The organism is Caldococcus noboribetus (assembly GCF_055389385.1).
This window is the reverse complement of the sequence record NZ_AP042475.1, coordinates 835,800-852,703: the sequence shown is the minus strand read 5'-3', so window position 1 is coordinate 852,703 and position 16,904 is coordinate 835,800. Positions and strand designations below refer to the sequence as shown.

The 16,904-nt window shown below is 58.4% G+C and carries 20 protein-coding genes; 12 read left to right on the top strand and 8 right to left on the bottom strand.

The window, feature by feature from the left end:
* Positions 1-11 precede the first annotated feature (11 nt).
* Together ACZ5GQ_RS04400 and ACZ5GQ_RS04395 are read left to right on the top strand one after the other, a co-directional pair.
* Positions 12-329 carry an ArsR/SmtB family transcription factor gene (locus tag ACZ5GQ_RS04400; protein WP_498855973.1) on the top strand — a complete coding sequence of 106 codons (318 nt, stop codon included), beginning with the start codon at positions 12-14 and terminating at the stop codon, positions 327-329.
* The gene (locus ACZ5GQ_RS04395; RefSeq protein WP_498855972.1) at positions 320-613 is read left to right on the top strand and encodes a hypothetical protein; all 294 of its coding nucleotides are present in this window, start codon (positions 320-322) and stop codon (positions 611-613) included. Before ACZ5GQ_RS04400 ends, ACZ5GQ_RS04395 begins: the two co-directional genes overlap by 10 nt.
* Here the strand turns inward: ACZ5GQ_RS04395 and ACZ5GQ_RS04390 are convergent.
* Genes ACZ5GQ_RS04390 through ACZ5GQ_RS04370 form a run of 5 tightly spaced genes read right to left on the bottom strand, consistent with a single transcriptional unit; the run spans position 581 to position 4,814 of the window.
* Complete coding sequence (locus ACZ5GQ_RS04390) at positions 581-1,501, bottom strand: DUF4350 domain-containing protein (protein ID WP_498855971.1); 921 nt, start codon at positions 1,499-1,501, stop codon at positions 581-583. The two genes, ACZ5GQ_RS04395 and ACZ5GQ_RS04390, sit on opposite strands and share 33 nt — an antisense overlap.
* A complete protein-coding gene (locus tag ACZ5GQ_RS04385) occupies positions 1,498-3,285 on the bottom strand; it encodes a DUF4129 domain-containing protein (protein ID WP_498855970.1) in 1,788 nt (595 codons plus the stop codon). The genes ACZ5GQ_RS04390 and ACZ5GQ_RS04385 overlap by 4 nt, the downstream gene beginning before the upstream one ends.
* Complete coding sequence (locus tag ACZ5GQ_RS04380; RefSeq protein WP_498855969.1) at positions 3,275-3,517, bottom strand: hypothetical protein; 243 nt, start codon at positions 3,515-3,517, stop codon at positions 3,275-3,277. Before ACZ5GQ_RS04380 ends, ACZ5GQ_RS04385 begins: the two co-directional genes overlap by 11 nt.
* Positions 3,504-4,211, bottom strand: coding sequence for a hypothetical protein (locus tag ACZ5GQ_RS04375; RefSeq protein ID WP_498855968.1), 708 nt, complete (start codon positions 4,209-4,211; stop codon positions 3,504-3,506). Before ACZ5GQ_RS04375 ends, ACZ5GQ_RS04380 begins: the two co-directional genes overlap by 14 nt.
* 45 nt (positions 4,212-4,256) lie before the next feature.
* Positions 4,257-4,814, bottom strand: coding sequence for a DUF8471 domain-containing protein (locus tag ACZ5GQ_RS04370; RefSeq protein ID WP_498855967.1), 558 nt, complete (start codon positions 4,812-4,814; stop codon positions 4,257-4,259).
* Between the two features lie 97 nt (positions 4,815-4,911).
* Here ACZ5GQ_RS04370 and ACZ5GQ_RS04365 point away from each other — a divergent pair, with 97 nt between their 5' ends.
* Together ACZ5GQ_RS04365 and dnaG are read left to right on the top strand one after the other, a co-directional pair.
* Positions 4,912-5,448: a hypothetical protein gene (locus tag ACZ5GQ_RS04365; RefSeq protein WP_498855966.1), complete on the top strand. Its 537-nt coding sequence runs from the start codon at positions 4,912-4,914 to the stop codon at positions 5,446-5,448.
* A 156-nt stretch (positions 5,449-5,604) separates the two neighbouring features.
* Positions 5,605-6,915 carry a DNA primase DnaG gene (dnaG, locus tag ACZ5GQ_RS04360; protein WP_498855965.1) on the top strand — a complete coding sequence of 437 codons (1,311 nt, stop codon included), beginning with the start codon at positions 5,605-5,607 and terminating at the stop codon, positions 6,913-6,915.
* A gap of 30 nt (positions 6,916-6,945) precedes the next feature.
* Here the strand turns inward: dnaG and ACZ5GQ_RS04355 are convergent, their stop codons facing one another.
* Positions 6,946-9,330 carry a DNA-directed DNA polymerase gene (locus ACZ5GQ_RS04355; protein WP_498857370.1) on the bottom strand — a complete coding sequence of 795 codons (2,385 nt, stop codon included), beginning with the start codon at positions 9,328-9,330 and terminating at the stop codon, positions 6,946-6,948.
* A 64-nt stretch (positions 9,331-9,394) separates the two neighbouring features.
* Positions 9,395-10,600: an NRAMP family divalent metal transporter gene (locus tag ACZ5GQ_RS04350; protein ID WP_498855964.1), complete on the bottom strand. Its 1,206-nt coding sequence runs from the start codon at positions 10,598-10,600 to the stop codon at positions 9,395-9,397.
* A gap of 131 nt (positions 10,601-10,731) precedes the next feature.
* On the opposite strand from ACZ5GQ_RS04350, the gene tmk reads away from it, so the two are divergent.
* The 4 genes from tmk to ACZ5GQ_RS04330 all read left to right on the top strand — a co-directional run bounded on the left by tmk (position 10,732) and on the right by ACZ5GQ_RS04330 (position 13,060).
* On the top strand, positions 10,732-11,376 hold the full coding sequence (tmk, locus tag ACZ5GQ_RS04345; protein WP_498855963.1) for a dTMP kinase: 645 nt from the start codon (positions 10,732-10,734) through the stop codon (positions 11,374-11,376).
* Positions 11,377-11,437: 61 nt separating this feature from the next.
* Entirely contained in the window at positions 11,438-11,752 is a 315-nt protein-coding gene (locus tag ACZ5GQ_RS04340; protein WP_498855962.1) for a transcriptional regulator, read from the top strand.
* A gap of 71 nt (positions 11,753-11,823) precedes the next feature.
* Complete coding sequence (locus ACZ5GQ_RS04335) at positions 11,824-12,615, top strand: DsbA family protein (RefSeq protein ID WP_498855961.1); 792 nt, start codon at positions 11,824-11,826, stop codon at positions 12,613-12,615.
* A complete protein-coding gene (locus ACZ5GQ_RS04330; RefSeq protein ID WP_498855960.1) occupies positions 12,608-13,060 on the top strand; it encodes a hypothetical protein in 453 nt (150 codons plus the stop codon). Before ACZ5GQ_RS04335 ends, ACZ5GQ_RS04330 begins: the two co-directional genes overlap by 8 nt.
* Positions 13,061-13,221: 161 nt before the next feature.
* Here the strand turns inward: ACZ5GQ_RS04330 and ACZ5GQ_RS04325 are convergent, their stop codons facing one another.
* Positions 13,222-14,076 (bottom strand): NAD(P)-dependent oxidoreductase, encoded by an 855-nt coding sequence (locus tag ACZ5GQ_RS04325; RefSeq protein WP_498855959.1) that lies wholly within the window; start codon positions 14,074-14,076, stop codon positions 13,222-13,224.
* Positions 14,077-14,144: 68 nt separating this feature from the next.
* Here ACZ5GQ_RS04325 and ACZ5GQ_RS04320 point away from each other — a divergent pair, with 68 nt between their 5' ends.
* The 4 genes from ACZ5GQ_RS04320 to ACZ5GQ_RS04305 are packed head-to-tail and all read left to right on the top strand — an operon-like array spanning position 14,145 to position 16,884.
* Positions 14,145-15,191, top strand: a complete 1,047-nt coding sequence (locus ACZ5GQ_RS04320) for an NMD3-related protein (protein ID WP_498855958.1) — start codon at positions 14,145-14,147, stop codon at positions 15,189-15,191.
* Positions 15,192-15,197: 6 nt separating this feature from the next.
* On the top strand, positions 15,198-15,530 hold the full coding sequence (locus ACZ5GQ_RS04315; RefSeq protein ID WP_498857369.1) for a translation initiation factor aIF-1A: 333 nt from the start codon (positions 15,198-15,200) through the stop codon (positions 15,528-15,530).
* Positions 15,527-16,309 (top strand): serine protein kinase RIO, encoded by a 783-nt coding sequence (locus ACZ5GQ_RS04310; RefSeq protein ID WP_498855957.1) that lies wholly within the window; start codon positions 15,527-15,529, stop codon positions 16,307-16,309. Before ACZ5GQ_RS04315 ends, ACZ5GQ_RS04310 begins: the two co-directional genes overlap by 4 nt.
* The gene (locus ACZ5GQ_RS04305) at positions 16,291-16,884 is read left to right on the top strand and encodes a KH domain-containing protein (RefSeq protein ID WP_498855956.1); all 594 of its coding nucleotides are present in this window, start codon (positions 16,291-16,293) and stop codon (positions 16,882-16,884) included. The genes ACZ5GQ_RS04310 and ACZ5GQ_RS04305 overlap by 19 nt, the downstream gene beginning before the upstream one ends.
* Positions 16,885-16,904 lie beyond the last annotated feature (20 nt).

The following is a 16,904-nucleotide window of genomic DNA, read 5'->3' as shown; positions in this document are numbered from 1 at the left end:
GAAACTTATGAATGCCTGAGGGGGGCCTCGGCTTCCGAGACAGGGACCACCTGCTCTGGTGGCTCTTCATAGGATCAAGGGGAGGGGAGATGAGGCTGAGAATCGTGGAGCTGCTCGCCAGGGGGCCTGCAAACGCAAACCAGATAGCCGAGGCCCTTGGAGTTAACTACAGGACAGTCAGGCACCACCTGGAGCTCCTGGTGGAGTCAGGCCTGGTGGTGACCGAGGGCCCCAGGTATGGGCAGCTCTACTACCTTTCGAAGGACATGCTCGAGTCCCTTGGAAGGGTGAAGGAGATTGTCAAGGAGGGGAGGCTGGGGTGGCGCTGACTCTCATGTCGTACTGGAGCGTTGAGATAGCCGTCTCCGTGGTCGGCCTCGCGCTGGCCGCCTACGTGTTCTTATTCTACTACAGCTCAGGGGTCAGGAGGACCTCCATAGGTAGGAAGCTGACAGCGGCTGTGGGGGTATTCACCGTTCAGATGCTGGTCACTATAGCCCTCTCGCTCTACCTCGCCAGGAGGTTCTCAGCCGACGTGGCCGTGCCAATGCTTGCGATAACGGCGCTGGAGGTGGCCGGGCTAACCCTCATCACCCTGGCCGTCAGGGAGTGACCTTTCCTTAGCTATGGAGTTAAGCTTCTCCCTGTCCCAGCCCGGGTGCAGCCTGAGCAGGGCCTCCAACTCCTCCTCAGCCCGCTCAGCTGCTGGCCTGCCGTGGTAGAGGGCTACAACGGCCGTGAGGAGCAGGATCACCAGGACCTGGCCCTCAAGCGAGCGGACGAAGTAAAGCGCCTCCTGGGCGAGCACCCGCAGCGGGGGATTTAGCCAGAGGAACTCAACTATGTAGGCGTCGCTGCTGTTAATAAGGGACTTCACAGCGTTCGAATTCTCGGCCTGGGAGAGTAGCTCGCCAGAGGCAATGTATGGGTCTGAGATCACTATTAGCTCTCCGGCGCCGACCTGTTGATACGCTGCAGCCACGTATGGCCCGCCCCCGGTCAGCGTGCCGTTGACCAGGAGCCTTGAGTTCGGGGGCGCCTCTATGAGGGGCTGGGCCCCAGGGCCAAGCTCAAGGGGGGAGGCGTTGAAGAGCACTACCGTGAAGTTCTTGAAGGCCGCAAGCGGGGCCAGTGGGGTTCCAGCGTTAATCGAGGGGTTAACAATCACGCCCCCTTCGACTCTTATGCTGGAGTTCAAGGAGCTGAGGAGCTCGTTGACGCCAGCCCCTGAGCCTATCACTACGAGCCTCCCACCCATGTAGAGGAACTCCCTGAGGGAGGAGGCCTCACCTGTGGTGGGCCTAAGCTCAGGGTCCACGACTATTGCCACGCTCGCCCTGCCGCTGAAGAGGTCGTTTGGCTGAGGCGCAGGAATTAGGTTAACAATGCGCGCCAACGATGACCCAGGAGGGCGCCCCCACGAGGCCCCTATGGCCAGCCCTACAACAACAGCAAGGACAAGGCCGAGAGCTATGTAACCCAGCGACAGCCCAAGTCTCAAAGCCTCTCGGACCTCCTCAGCTCGTCAACCAGCTTCCTTATGCTCCCAACCGTGACCTCATCCCTCAGCCCGCCGTAGGCCGCCCTCTCCATGAGGTCTGCAAGCGATGAGAGCTTCTCTGCCAGCTCCCTCCTCCTTAAAGCTATGGCGCTGCTAAGCTCCCTTATCGTGGTTGACGGCAGCACCGGCACCCCAAGCCTGCTGCCTATCCTGACCAGGAGGTTCCAGGCGTCGCTGAGCGCGGCTATCGACGTCTTCAGCTCTGGCGGGCTGGGCAACGCCGGCCTGTGGCGGCGGCGACGTGACATGTAAAGCAGGGCCGCCGCCACAGCAATAGGCGCCTCCGTAGGTATTGTAACCAACCTCACAGTCTCTGAGTAGGGCGCGAAGGTTACGTTAACCGGATACATGGCTATGCCCACTGAGTAGCTTAGCTGTAGCTGCGGCAGTGGAACTACTGTAATAAAGGCACCTCTAGAGACCGTCATATATACGCTCTTGTTTTCAAAGCTCACGCTCAGCCTTGAAGGTGTTGGCGAGGTTCCGTAGATTACCAGCAGGCCTGGCGAGAGGCCCCACGCCGTCAGCTCGCTCGGCCTGTCAGGCGGCCTGTAAACGTAAACTCTAGCAGTAGCTGTCGAGGGGCCACAGCTGCCATATGGGGAGGCCGTCACGGTCACGTTACTGTAACCCGAGAGCCCCGGGGGCACGGTTATGCTAACGGTCGCGCTGCCGTTAACTATAACGCCGCTGTAGCTTAAGGCGCCTAAGGTCACGGCGTAGCTAGGCCTGCACGTTGCATTAGAGTAAACTATATGAACCAAAATTTCTTTGCCTGGCATGACGGTGGATGGACTCACACTGATGTTAAGGTGCGTAGGGACGAAGCTCAGTGGTCCGCACGCGTATGAAGTAAGGCTTCTGTTTATTATTATTGCGCTATCAGAAACAACCTTTGCATAGACGCACTCAAGACCTGAGGCATTGTAGATAGGCCGCAGCTCCACGCTGAAGTGGCCAGAGGGGTTCGACGTGACCAGCGTTGTGAGGTTCCCAACGCCTATTTCTACCAGAGAGTTGCCCAGGGGCGAGGACCCGTTCACAAGAACGGTGCCGTTTACATAGAAGGTCTGCCCAAGCACGTAATGCCTAGGGGCGTTAAGGTTTACAGTAACAACGCCGTTAACCTTCTTGGCGACGGATAGCTGTATTATCTTGAGCTCTATGTAGTCCTCCTCGGTGAAGAGGCCCGTCGTCGCCAGCGCCCTGTGGGCTAACGCCATGGCACTCTGGTAAACCTGCGGCCCCAGCTCCGCTTGCCTCACGTAAATATATGAAATTAGCGTGTAGAGCGTGGCGTTGGCCCTGGCTAGATATTGAAGTGAAAGGTTAGCATAGTACGCGGCGAGCGCGTAGTCACCCTTGCTATAATAGCTCTGTGACAACAGGTAATAGCTTCCTCCCATCCTGGTCAGGTTAAAGGCCTCATAGGCCTGGTTGAACAGAGGCGCGAGCTGGGGCGTGGCAGTGAGCTCCCTCTGGGCAATCTCAATAATGGACTCCACCTGTGATGGCGTTGATACTGAGGAAAGGTTTTCTACAAACTCATAAGCCACGAGCGAGAGAGAATTAACGTAGGGCTGGAGCGACGGCAGTTCTTCACTCTGGCTGAAGCTCTGGACAAGCCTGGACCTCTCCCATGAATAGTAGCTGGCCGAAGCAATTACTATGCCCCCTAACGCCGCTAGGGCAACGGCCAGCGCTATGGCCTGCCTAAGGTACAAGCCCCACCACCTTAAGGGAGCTGTAAAGTATGAACGCCGCCGTCACGGCAGCGGCTATAGCCATCACGTACCTATATCCTCTGGGCTTAGCGTACCAGGCCGCAGGTAAATAGCTTAAGGAGTAGAGCCCCAGGTAAACCCCTAGGGACCTCTCACCTCCCGTGATCAGGGCCAGCCCGATGATGGCCGTTGCAAAGAACACGTATATTAGGAATGCCTCACTTCTGTCCACTGCTTTCAGCCCCCAGCAGCCTGAGCTCAACGGCCCAGCCGTCCTGCGTCCTATAGGAGTCGACGACTGCGACTGGGACGCCCCTAAGGGAGGCCACCACCGTAGCTCCAAGCAGCAGTGGAAGGGTTCCCGCCCTGTTCAGCCTGGGCAGGTCATCCAGTACAGGCCCCACGGCCTCGACCACGAGGTTGCTCCCCCTCTCCTCAAGCCTCACGGCCCTGGCCATCTCGGACCTCTCAACAATGACCTCCCTCAGGGCGGACTCCATGTCAGTGGAGCTCAGCGGGAGCGGCGATGGCAGGAAGGCCAGCACCCCCTTGTGCCCGGCTGGCGATGGAAGCAGACCCTGCGGCGTGCTCATTAGGGCCCTGGCCACCGTCTGAGGGTCCACGCCCTCGCTAAGTGGTATGAACATAGCGCACTTTCCTCCCATTGGGGGCATCACTATTGCCTTGCCCCTGGCGTCCGTCTCCTCAAGAACTGTTTCCAGGTTAACGCCGAGAGCTGACAGCATAGACCTAAGCTGCGGCGGCTGCGGCCTCGGCGAGTCCCCGATGACTATTGCGCTCACGCCGGCGATGACAATGCCTATCATGGAGAACGCCAGGGGCCTGTAGTTGAGCGAGAAGTAGGCTATAAGTCCCAGCGCTGCGGCGAAGGCCGTGGTCGTGTAGCCCAGCTCCCTGATGGCCACCCAGCGTCCCAGTGAAGGGCCGTCAGTGCCATTAAAAACATGACGTCAGCCCCTCCTCATGGCCTCCTCGTAGCTGGCTCTCCTGGCAGCTGCAACTAAAATTAGCGCCGCCGAGAGGCCATCCACAGAAATTAGGGTAGTGGTGACGGTTAGGTCAACGCCTACGGTAATCAGTGTTATCCCTATGACGGGCAGCAGGGACAGGCTCATGACTATCGCCAGGGCCGCCTCGTCTAGCCCCCTCCACTTCCACTCAGGGTATAGGGCCCTCACCAGGGCCAGGCCAGGTATGTAAAAGAGTGACGGCGCGCCCATGGCCACCTTTATGAACTCGAGCTGCGCAGGCGAGTGTGGCACTAACAGGGCAGCTATTACTCCTAGGGCCACGCCAAGGAGGGCCAGCCAGGCCCACCATGAGGCAGGGCTCAGCATGTAGGCAGCGAAGCCCCTGCCCTCCCCCCTGATGTCAACCTCCCCTGACTCCCTCATAGACCACAGGGCCCTCGCGACCTCCTCCCTATAGCCCATAGAGCTGGCTAGCTCCCAGACGTAGAGGGATCCTCCCCCCTCCTTAATGGCCCTCCTAATGGCCTCCTCGCTCAACTCTGCCCAGGGCGGAGAGCCTTGGAGACAACTTAATATCTTAATATAACATAAAGCGTTTTACTTCGACCAAGGACTCACTTACCTTAGGGTGACCATGGAGCCCATAAAGGCCAAGAGGCTTGGCAGGGACTCCACGGACGGCGTCTACTATTTTGACTTTAACAGCGGCTACTGGGTCATGATGGAGGAGTCAGCCTCGCCGCTGGTCCCCAGCGAGAGGTACTCCGTCGTTTACTTTGACAACACCCTGTGCCCAGTGTGTAGGAGGTATGACCTGCACTGGTACCCGTTCGTTGAGTCAAACCTTGAGAGGCTCAGGGGCTTCGGGCTTTACATAGTGCTCTGCGACTGGTTCACCCAGCAGTGCACCTCAGCCAGGGGGGCCATGACGTTCATAGAGTACAACGTGAGGGCGTCGCCGACAACCATGCTGATGCTGAGCGACGGCTCAAAGGTTATCTACACGGAGAGGTACGAGGGGCTGCTGACAGAGAGGGACCTGAGTAACATAGTTTTCACCTTCCCTGAAAGGGCGGAGAGGGCGGCCAGGGGGGAGAAGGTCGAGAGGCCCATGACTGAGGAGGAAATGATAGAGCGGCTGTCAAAGACCCTTGCGCAGGGGGAGCGCTAATGCTAGGCCCTAGCACTATACCTTCTATGGCGGCATAGCTTAGATCAAGTCCTGGAGGCCTTATTAAAGGGCTTTTATCCTGCGCCCTCACCTACCTCTTGAGGCAAGAGGGTAGCCAAGACACAGCCCTCTTAGGAGAGAAGAGGTGTGACGAAGGTGTTGAAGTACCTCATAAGGGCATCATTTGAAGTCGACGGAAGGGTGGAAAAGCACGACATAATAGGGGCCGTCTTCGGGCAGACGGAGGGGCTCCTGGGATCCGAGTTCAACCTAGAGGAGCTTCAGAACAAGGATAAGATAGGCAGGGTCCACATAGACCTAAAGTACCAGGGCACTAAGACGGTGGGCGAGATACAGATACCAAGCAACCTTGACAGGGTAGAGACAGTTCTGCTCGCGGCCATGATAGAGACCGTTGACAAGGTGGGCCCATACACTGCAAGGATAACGGTTGAGTCAATAGAGGACCTGAGGGCTGAGAAGCTGAAGTGGATAGTCCAGAGGGCCAGGGAGCTGCTGCAGACAGTTAAGGAGCAGGAGCCTGACATAAAGGAGATAATAAGGGAGGTAACGCAGAAGATAGAGACGCAGCCCAAGGTAATAGAGTATGGCGAGGACAAGCTCCCCGCAGGGCCGGACGTCGAGAAGTCGGACACCATAATAATAGTCGAGGGCAGGGCTGACGTAATAAACCTGGGGCGCTACGGCTACACCAACACCATAGCCATAGGGGGAGCCAAGGAGAAGGTGCCTAAGACCATAATTGAGCTGGCCAAGGGAAAGAAGGTCATACTGTTCGTCGACGGCGACAGGGGCGGGGAGATGATAATGAGGACAGTGCTGAGCCAGATGCACGTTGACTACGTGGCCAGGGCCCCGAAGGGCATGGAGGTTGAGCAGCTCACCGGTAAGGAGGTGGCCAGGGCCCTGGCCCAGATGGTGCCAGCCGAGGAGGCGATGAAGCAGCTTGGCATGATCCCTGCTCAGCCTCAGCAGCCGCAACCTCCAGCTGAGGCCGCCGCCCAGCAGCAGGCCGTTGTGCAACAGCCTCCTGCTCAGCCTCAGCAGCCGCAACCTCAGGCTGTCGAGGCCCAGGCGCCGCCTCAGCAGGCCCAGCCCCAGCAGGCTGAGGCCGCTCAACAGCAGCAGGTGGGCGTTACATCGCTAATAATGCCTAAGCAGGTCCTGGACAGCATGAAGGAGCTTAAGGGGACGCTTGAGGCGGTGGCCTACGACAGGTCCTGGAACGAGGTGGCGAGGCTCAAGGTTAAGGATCTCTTCAACTGGATGCAGCAGATAGAGCCAGGCAAGGTCTACGCTGTCGTCTTTGACGGCATAATAACGCAGAGGCTCCTTGACGCGGCCTCTGAGAAGGGGGTGGCCCTGCTCATAGGGGCCAGGATAGGAAGCAAGGTGTCCTCAAGGAAGGGAGACGTTGTATTCATGACTTTCAGTGACATCATGTGACCAGGGCCCCTCCCGTCCTCTCCCTTTTTGTCACTTCTTGTTTATGTAGTCGAAGAGCGAGGCCTGCCTGCCGCCCGCCTTGAGCTCCTTCTCGCTGATGCCGAAGAAGCTGAGTATCCTGAGCGCCGCCGGCACTATCTGCTTGTCTATATAGTAGTTAACGTCTATGTCCTGCGGCTTCACCAGGAAGTAGGGCCTAGCCCTCCTGCTCAGCGGCCCATCACCTTTAACAATGACGTAGCCTATCTTTGAGCCAACGTCGACCTTGAAGCCCAGCTTCTCCATCATTTTTGCCACGTACACGTGCGGCGCCTCGGCCTCGTACTTGTCAACGCTCTTGGTCAGGGTCTTCCATATTATGAGCTTCTCCACCTCTACCTTGCCGTTCCTGAGGTCGTTTATCACCTGCCTCACGTAGTCAACGGCCTTTCTCACGTCATCGCTCCTAAGCACTATCTCAGCCACCTTGGCCTGGGTGTCCTTGGCCAGGTCGCTCCAGTCGCCCCTGACGGCCTCAAAGCCCACTATGTCTATCTTGCCCTCCGGCGTGAGGCCGGCGTACCTCTTCTTGGCCTCTGTGAAGAAGACCCTGCTGTAGACCTTGTCTATCTTTATGTCGAACTCGAGGCCCTTAGTTATGCCCTCTATGACTTTCTCCACCTTCTCCGGGTCGTTCTCAACGAAGAGGCTGTCGGTGTCGCCATAGTAGACCTTGAGCCCGAGGGACTTGGCCAGGGAGGCCGCCTTGGTTATCAGGTCCCTGCCCCACGCGGTGACCGACTCGGCGCACTGCTTGCAGTACCACCTGGCCCCAGCCCAGCCCATGTAGCCGTAGCTGGCGTTGGCGAGCACCTTTATGGCCCTCTGCCTCTCGTTGAGGAGCCTGTACTGTGGGCTCCCCTCGGGGTACTTCTTCATGGCAGCCTTTACTTCAGCCCTCCACTTAAGGAACCTCTCCAGGACCCTCTTGAAGAACGCGTCCCTGTCCGCGCAGAACCTGTGCCTGACGCCCGGCGCCTCATTTACCTTCTCGCAGGTCTCCCCCTCCTTAAGCAGGGTGTCGGGGCCAACGTTGTACTTTACCATTATGCTCGGGTACATGCTGGCAAAGTCAAGGACAGCGACGTTGTGGTGAACCCCTGGCCTGGGCTCAAGCACTATGGCGCCCGTGTAGGTCTCCAGCTCCCTGGTCTCCTCCTCGGCCCTGTTGGGAACCAGCTCCCCCAGCTTCCTGGCCTCCCTCATAAACCTCATCTCAAGCCTGAAGGCCACGCTGGCGGCGGCCACCTGGTCGAGGGGCATGCCGCTTATCTGGCTCAGCTGCGCCCCGAATGGCAGGAACTGGTAGGCGAGGCCTAGGGTTGACACCACGTCGTCCATGTTATATGCAAGTAGGGTCTTCCTCTTCTCTGGGTCGTCCCAGTACTCAGCTATCCTCCACCAGTCAACGTTGACCCTCTTCTCCTTAGGCATGACTCCGAGGTAGTCAGCGACCTCGTCAAGTGTCTTGACCTTGACCTCCTCTATCTCCTCAGCGAAGTTGTAGAGGTCAACGTTAAGCCTCCCCTGCACTGAGATGTGCCCAAATACGCTTGGAGTAGGCTCGGCGCCCCTCTTCCTGCCGACCTCAAGCTTGACCCCGTTGACTTTTGCCCTCTCAAGGAGGTAGGGCCAGTCAAAGGAGTTCTGGTTGTAGCCAACTATTATATCGGGGTCCTTGGTCCTCACTATGTCAACAAACTTCTGTATGAGCTCCTTGTCCGAGTGGCCCGCGGCCTCCAGCTGCAGCCTCTCGCCGCTATTAAAGGCGACCCCTATTATGATGACTGGGTCCCTCGATGGGTTGGGCGAGCCCTGCGGGTTGTAGGCCTCTATGTCAAACGCCATTATTCTGAGGCCGTCAAGGGGGTCAACGTCGGCCATTGAAGGCTCCTCAACAGGCCTGTCTATGAGCTTATAGGCGCCGTCCGCGATTATGTCGCTCCTGCTGACGGGCTCCACGTCAGCCACATACCACCTCATCGGGTACAGGTTCAGGTCTATCAGGTACCTCATGGAGAACCTCACGTCGGCCTCCAGGACCTCCGCGACCCCTGGAAGCTTGGCGGCCAGGTCGCGGTACTCCCTCACGCTCTCAGGTATCAGGGTAGTCACCTTGAGCGCCGTCACAGGCCTTCCGAAGTACTTCATGTCAACCTTCTCAACTGACGTGATGGGGCTCCTGGGCCTCGAGAGCCTCCTCAGCTCCTCTGCGAGTTTGTCAGGGTCTGCGTCCTTCTGAGGCAGCACGTAGAAGTAGGGCCTAAAGTTATAGTCCAGGAGGAGGAGCCTCCTGCCCTTTACGTCCCTGGCCCAGACCTCTATTACAGGCCTCCTGCCCTCCACCGAGTAGCTCACGTCAAGGAGCTGGAACATCAGCTTCTCGGCCACTAGCTGCACCAGGCTAATAAGGGCGTCCGAAGGCTTAAGCCCTTGCTCTTCAGAGTGACGCGGCTATCGCTATAAGCCCTGAGGCCACGACAAGGACTGACATGACCCAGTAGGCAGTTGCCCTCGCGCCCTTGAGCCTCGCGCCCCCCATTATGTCCTCCCTGGAGGCTATCCTGCCCAGCATGTAGAGCAGCGGCGCCAATATTATAGTGAAGGCCGCCATAAGGTCAAGTATCAGGTTGACTAGGTTGCTCAGGGAGAGGGACACTATTACAAGGGCCGGAAGGCTCTCGAGCACGTAGGTCAGCCTGTAGGCCGTGGTTCCCCTCTTGAAGTCCACCGCCTCTAGGAAGCCCCAGGCGGAGCCGAGCGATATGACCACCAGGGCCAGGAAGCCCGACGCCACGAAGCCAACGCCCATTACGTACCTGCTTGCTGGGCCCAGCGGCTCCAGGGCGCTGGCAAGAACCCTGGCATCAAGCGCCGCCCCGGCCCTCTCGCCGAGGAATATGCCTACGACGACTGTTGCAACCATGAGGAGCTCTGACACTATGGCTCCAACGAGCGTCTCAAGCCTCTCTGGCCTCAGCTCCTCCGGCCTTAAGCCCTTCCTGACGTCAGCGCCTGAGTGAAAGAAGAGCATCCACGGCATTATCACGGAGCCCGCGCTGGCTGCCAGCATGTAGTCGAAGCTAGGCCTCCAGAGGGGCCAGGGGCTCAGCAGGGCGCCGCCGATCCTCCCGGGGTCAGGCCTCGTGATCAGAGCTGTGTAGAGCAGCGCCGCCACGAGCAGGAAGCTCACGGGCAGCAGGAAGGCCTCGGCGTGCCTGTACCTGCCGCTCCACGCCACCGCTATGTGCACCAGGAAGATCGCCAGCAGGCCGGGGAGCACCGGGAGTCCCAGGAGCTTAAGGCCCACGGCGATTCCAGCGTACTCGGCCACGTACTCCATAACGTCGGCAATTGCCATGGGAACCGAGGCCAGCTGGGCGGCCCTTCGGCCGTAGAGCCTCTTTATGGCAGTGCCCAGCCCCATGCCTGAGACGGTCCCAAGGGTGCCCGCGGCGTCCTGGATCACAAAGAGGGGCACTGTGAGGGCCAGCATGACGCTTACCATTATGTAGCCCCAGGCAGCCCCTACCTGGAAGCCAGTTACTATGGAGGCTACGTCGACGTCGGCTATCATTACAAGCCACGCTGGCCCGAACGTCCTAAGCGAGTCCTTTATCTCCCTGCTCAGCCTGCTGGCGTCCATCTTCAGCTCTAAGCTCTTTTAGTTGCCTGTGGCTTTTTTAAGTGTGCCTAATTTTTAAGGTTATTTAACTAATATCGGTTATCCGAGGTAAGCTGTAAATTAATGCCCTCCAGCCGTCAGTTGGTCAGGCCTTGAAAGGCGCCATAGTGGCCCTTGAGGGGATAGACGGAAGTGGGATAACAACGCACGCGAGGCTGCTGGCCCAGGGGCTTTCCTCGATGGGCTACAGGGCCATATATACCAAGGAGCCCACGGAGGGGCCGGTGGGACAAGTCATAAGGCAACTCCTGGCCCAGGGAAGGCCTGAGCCAAGGCTTGCGGCGCTGCTCTTCGCCGCTGACAGGTCGTGGCACCTCTGCTGCGACCCCTCCCTGCCGGGGGGCGTCGTGGGGGCCCTGGAGCAGGGCTACATAGTCGTGATGGACAGGTATAAGTACAGTTCCATAGCCTACCAGGGGGCCTCAGGCGCCGACCCGGGCTGGCTCTGGGAGGTAAACAGCTTCGCGCCCGAGGCCGACCTACTGATATTCATTGACGTCCCAGTGGAGGTAGCCATGTCCAGGGTGGCCGAGAGGCAGAGGAGGGAGGGCTACGAGGTCGAGGAGTTCCTCAGGAGGGTCAAGGAGGAGTTCTATAAGGTCCTAAGTCAGGCCGAGGCCAGGGGCGTGACCGTGGTCAGGCTGAGCCAGGTAAAGGATGGCAGGCCCCTCAGCGTCGATGAGTTCTCATCATTAGTCTTAGGGGAGGCCCTCAAGTTCCTTAAGGCAACGAGATAAGGCGTGCTGGGAAACGCTTAAAACTTGGACAAGCAGGGGATTCACTGGACGGTGAAGGTAAATGGCCAGAGACAAGGTTACTGGCGCGGCACTGCTGATAATCTCTATTTTCATAATAGTTATCTACAACGTAGCCATGTGGTACCCGCCGCTCTCCAGCCTGGCCGCGTCGTTCCTGCTGAAGCTCACGGACTCCATAATAGTCATAGTGGTGCTCGCCATACTTGCCTGGATAGGCTACACGCTTGTCACGACCCCTCCGCCTAAACCCATAGAGGAGATAGAGAAGGAGCTCGAGAGTGAGCTCAAGAGCCTGACATCGCAGCAGGGAAGCTCCTCATCGTCCTCAAGCCCCAGCGGCGGGCAGAAGCAGTGAGGTTGCTTAATTTAGAGAACGTTCAAGGAGTTTTATTACCGTCAGAGGCTAGGGGGCCCGTGGGTGGTGTTTTGAAGGGTAGGAAATCATTAACGAGCAGGGTTGAGGCTATCATTATAATAGTTATAGCAGTTGCGGCCATAGCTGGGGCGGCCTATGTACTGAGGCAATTCTCGTCACATAGCAGGGCCCTGGCGACCACCACACCAGAGCACCAGACAAGCTCGTCAAGTGTGACCTCGTCGGGCCCCCTGACTCTGAGCGACATAGAGTCGCTGAACTCCAGCTGGATAATATCGCTGGGCCCCCCTAACTCATCAAAGGTCATAGTTGTAGTTTATGACCCTGAGTGCCCCTACTGCTCCCTTGAACTTAATGCCACCCTTCCCTTCCTCTACTACGTTTCAGAGAACACCAGCCAGGCCAGGGTGATATTCCTTGGGCTTCCAATACACGAGTACTCCGTCCAGATGCTCGAGATACTCTACGAGGTCTACCACCTCTACGGTCCAGTGGCCTTCGTGAAGCTACTTGACGTCAACTACGCTTACTACACGAGGAACATAGAGCTGTACCTGAACCACACAACGAGCCAGCTTATCATACCGACAAACTACACCCTAATATACATGGCTGACGCCCTGGGCTATAACGTCACTCAGCAGGAGTCAGAGGCCTGGTACCCTGCCGTCGAGGGGGTTGCAGACTTCCTCCTGTCGCACAACATAAGTGCCACGCCGACCCTCCTAGCCTTTAACGGAACCGGCGCGCCCGTGTACTATGAGGTTGGGCTGCAGCAGCCCCTGTATATAGAGGGCAACCTAACGGAGAGACTTGGCCTGAAGGTGCCCGGGCTTGGCTGACTGCGACCTGAGGGAGGTCAGGGTCCCGTGGGGAAGGTACCTGGTGGCTATCTGCGAGGGCCGCGTTGACGACAATGAGCTTGAGAGGCTGTCGGCCGAGCAGGGCCTCAGGGCTTTAGTGCTAAGGCACAGCAGGAGGCCTGACCCCTGCGAGGCAGCCCTTTACCTTGCCTACTCCAGGGAGGACCTGGACCAGGGCAGGGTGAGGCTTAGAAAGCAGCACTTGCAGGCCCTCCTGTATGCGACCAGGTCAAGGCAGCTGTCCGAGGCCCTGAGCAAGTCTAAGGGAGGCACCGTTATTGTGATAGTGTCTGACGACCCTTCAAGGCTTGAGGAGGTGGCCTCGGAGCTCGGCCTGAGCCTGGGCGACGTTAAAGAGGCCAGCTGCGACCCCTCGTCACTTCAGGACCTAAGCTCCTTCAGGGTTCAACTGCTGCTCAGCTGAGAAGCCAACAGGTCTATTTAGTAAGGCTAAAGTAGCCTTAACTCCTTGTCCACAAAGATGTAATCGACCTAGCTAGAGAAAATTTGAGCTCTAGAGGCGAAGCGCTCAGTGGCCCGATGATTTGATGGACCGCTGCTGAGCCGTGAGGATGGAATCCAAGGCTATGAGGGCCTCTTGGGCCTCACGAACTCTATTATCTTAGTGTAGTCGAGGTCTCCCAGGCCGTGGGCCTCAGCGCTCTTGTAAAGCCTTGCGGCTGCCGACGTCACGGCTGCCGGCAGTCCGGCGTCAAATGACGCCCTACTGGCGTATTCAAGGTCCTTAGCGGCCAGGGAGAGCCTGAAGTGAAGCTGCGAGCCTGAGAGCATCCTATCTATGTACTTTTCGGCCACCCCGGCAAAGGCGGTCCTCCTCATCACTTCCTTCAGCCTCTCAGGGCTGACCCCATAGGCCTCAGCGAGGGATATGGCCTCGGCAAGCGACGACATAGTTGTTATCAGCACCGAGTTATAGGCCAGCTTGAGCGCCATGGCTGAGCCAGGGCCGCCGCCCACCTCCATCAGCTCCCCAGCCGCGCTCAGGACCCCCCTTGAGAGCCTGATGCACCCCTGGTCACCGGCCACCAGGAAGAGGGCGCTACCCTTCTCCAGGTCGTTGGCCCCGCCAACTACGGGGGCCTCGACGTAGCATATGCCAAGCCCCGCGAAGTGCTCTGCCAGGGCCCTGCTGGTGTTAGGGGTTATGGTGGAGGAGTTTATGAAGAGGAGGCCGTCGGCCCTCCTCATGTCAGTGGCCACTGATATTATTGCGTTGTCGTCAGAGAGGAACGCTATGGCCGCGTCAGCGGCCTCCACGGCCCTCCACGGGGAGCTGAAGGCCTGGCCTCCCACCTGTTTCGCCAGCGCCTCCGCCTTCTCCTTAGTCCTGTCCCACAAGTGCACCTGGAAGCCCTGGGAGCCAAGCCTCCTGGCCATGGCTGAGCCCATGAGGCCTGCCCCTAAGACGGCTACCTTCACCTAAGCCACCGAGGTATTTAGCTTCAGGGAGCTATTTCTGCCTGTGCAGGGAGGTTGGAAGTACAGCCTTGCCTGAAAGGATCTGTCCAATGTGCGGCAGGAGCAGCAGGGAGGTGGAGTTCATAGGCAGCCTCTGCAAGGACTGCTTCGTAAGGAGGAACGGCATAGCGAGGCTGCCCGAGCAGGTGGAGGTCACCTACTGCACGTCGTGCTACGCCCACAGGGCCTCGGGCAGGTGGTCAGACCCGTACTCAAGCCTGGAGGAGTCGCTAACTGATTACTTAGAGGCATACCTAGCTAACAAGGTTAAGCCCGTGGAGCCCCTGGACGGCGTGAGCATAGACGGCGTGAGGCTGGAGCTGCAGGGGGGCGCGGCGACCGCCTACGTTGACCTCGAGGGAAGCTACGGCAACGTCAGGGTTAAGGGGACGGCGGTCGTCAAGATGTTGCTTAAGCCAACCCTCTGCCCCGTGTGCTCCTCAAGGAAGACCGGCGAGGGCTACACGGCCGTGGTGCAGGTGAGGTCGCACCCAAGGCCCATAGGCGAGGTCAAGCACCTGGGCGAGAGGCTGCGGAGGATAGTGGCATCAATAGGTGACGACATAGTTAAGGTTGAGGAGCGCAGGGAGGGTCTTGACGTATATGTCAGGGAGCACTCGGCCGCGAGGGTGCTCGCCACGAGGCTCAGGTCCGAGTTTAACGCCAAGGTAATAGAGACATACAAGGGGAGGGGAGACAGGCTGAAGCTTTACGTCTCCGTGAGGTTGGCCACCGTGTCCCCAGGTGACGTGCTGGACGTGGGCGGCATGCCCTACTTCTACATGGGGGACTCCCAGAACGGCCTGCTGTTGGTGAACCTTGACACGGGCAAGAGGGCCACCATGAGTCCAGAGGAGCTGTGGGATCGGGGCTTCAAGCTCTACGAGGGCCAGAACCTGGAGAGGATGATGCTGCTGAGCAAGCAGGGCAACAGGTACGTGCTCGTTGGCGACGAGGGCTCCATAGAGGTGCCTTCAGACCAGGTGGAGGTCTTCACTGAAAGTGTAAATGAGGGCGACCACTTCTTAGTTTATTTATCCAGGAGGCGCATCTACCTCGTGAGGAGGGAAGAGTAGCGCTTGGTGGAAAAGAGGAAGCAGAGCAAGGGGGAGACGCCCCTTCCAAACGATGAGGAGGGCACAATGCTCTGCGTGACTGAGAGGATACTCGGGGGTAATTTCGTGGAGGTAGTTTGTGCTGACGGCAATAAGTACAGAGCCATGATACCGGGCAAGATGAGGAGGAGGGTTTGGATACACGAGGGCGACCTGGTGCTCTTCCTGCCCTGGGGGACCCCAGACAACAAGGGGGAGCTGGTCTACAGGTACAGCGAGTCCGAGTCCAAGGAGCTCACCAAGAAGGGCCTCGTACCTAAGGACCTCCTTGACCTCATGAGTGGTGAGGGCGCCGCTTGAGCCCGCACAGGATCAGGATTGACAGGGAGGAGAGCAAGGTAAAGGATGAGGACGTAATAAAGACCGTGGAGGAGGTCTTCGACTCCTTCACTAATTACCACGTCTACAGGCTCAGGAACTCGTTGAGGGCCTTCAAGGAGCTCAAGGGAGCCATAAGCGCGGGCAAGGAGGCCAGGGTGTACTGGGCCAAGGGGTGGAGGGGCGAGGACCTGGCGGTAAAGATATACCTTACATCATCGGCGGAGTTCAGGAAGAGCATAAAGAACTACATAGTGGGCGACCCCAGGTTTCCATCGGTGCCGTCCAAGTTCAGGAGCCTCGTCTACCTGTGGGCCAGGAAGGAGTACGGCAACCTTGAGGACATGTCTAGGGCGGGCGTCAGCGTCCCGGCCCCCGTGGCTGTCTCAGGTAACGTGCTTGTCATGAAGTTCCTTGGCGAGAACGGCCTCAGGGCCCCCCTGCTGGTGGAGGCCTGGAGGGAGCTCGAGGACGAGGACGTAAAGAGGATATTCAACATGCTAGTTGATGACATAGAGAAAATGGTGTGCAGGGCCAGGCTGGTCCATGGCGACCTGAGCGAGTACAACATAATGATATGGGAGGGGAGGCCCTGGATAATCGACGTGGCCCAGGCCGTGAGCCTCGACCACCCCAAGTCGAGGGAGCTCCTTGAGAGGGACCTGAGTAACGTCTTTAGCTTCTTCTCTCACAGGCTGGACGTGAGCGGGAAGGAGGAGAGCCTCAGGAGGTCCTTAGAACAATGCCTGGAGGCGAGCTGAGGTCCCAGCCTCAGGCCAGGGCCTACGAGCCTGTGCCGCCTGAGGAGCTGGGGAGGATTAAGGAGCTCATAGGTGGGATCTCCAAGCAGGTCAGGGAGAGGCTTGGGGTCTCCATAAGGGTTGACGAGCAGAACTCAGCCGTCATAGTGGAGCCTCTGACGCCGCAGGGCTCAGCCAACGTGCTCAAGGCTAAGGACATAGTCAAGGCTCTGGTCATAGGCTTTCAGCAGTCTGACGTTACAGAGCTATTTGATGACGACGTGATTCTGGTGGTGGTTGACGTGGCTTCAGCCCTGGACGACAAGGAGAACCACGTGAGGAGGGTTCTGGGCAGGATAATAGGCGAGAACGGGCGGGCAAAGAGGGCCATAGAGGAGATAGTGGGCGTGAGGATAGCAGTTAATGACGGCAGGGGACTTGTGGGCATAATTGGCGACTACGAGAGGGCGATGATAGCCAGGCACGGGATTGAGATGCTCGTGGAGGGCAAGATGCACGGCACCGTCTACAAGAGGCTTGAGGCCATGATGAGGGAGCTCAAGAGGAGGGAATCCACTGAGCTCTGGTACAAGTGAAGTGACCAGCTTTATTTCCG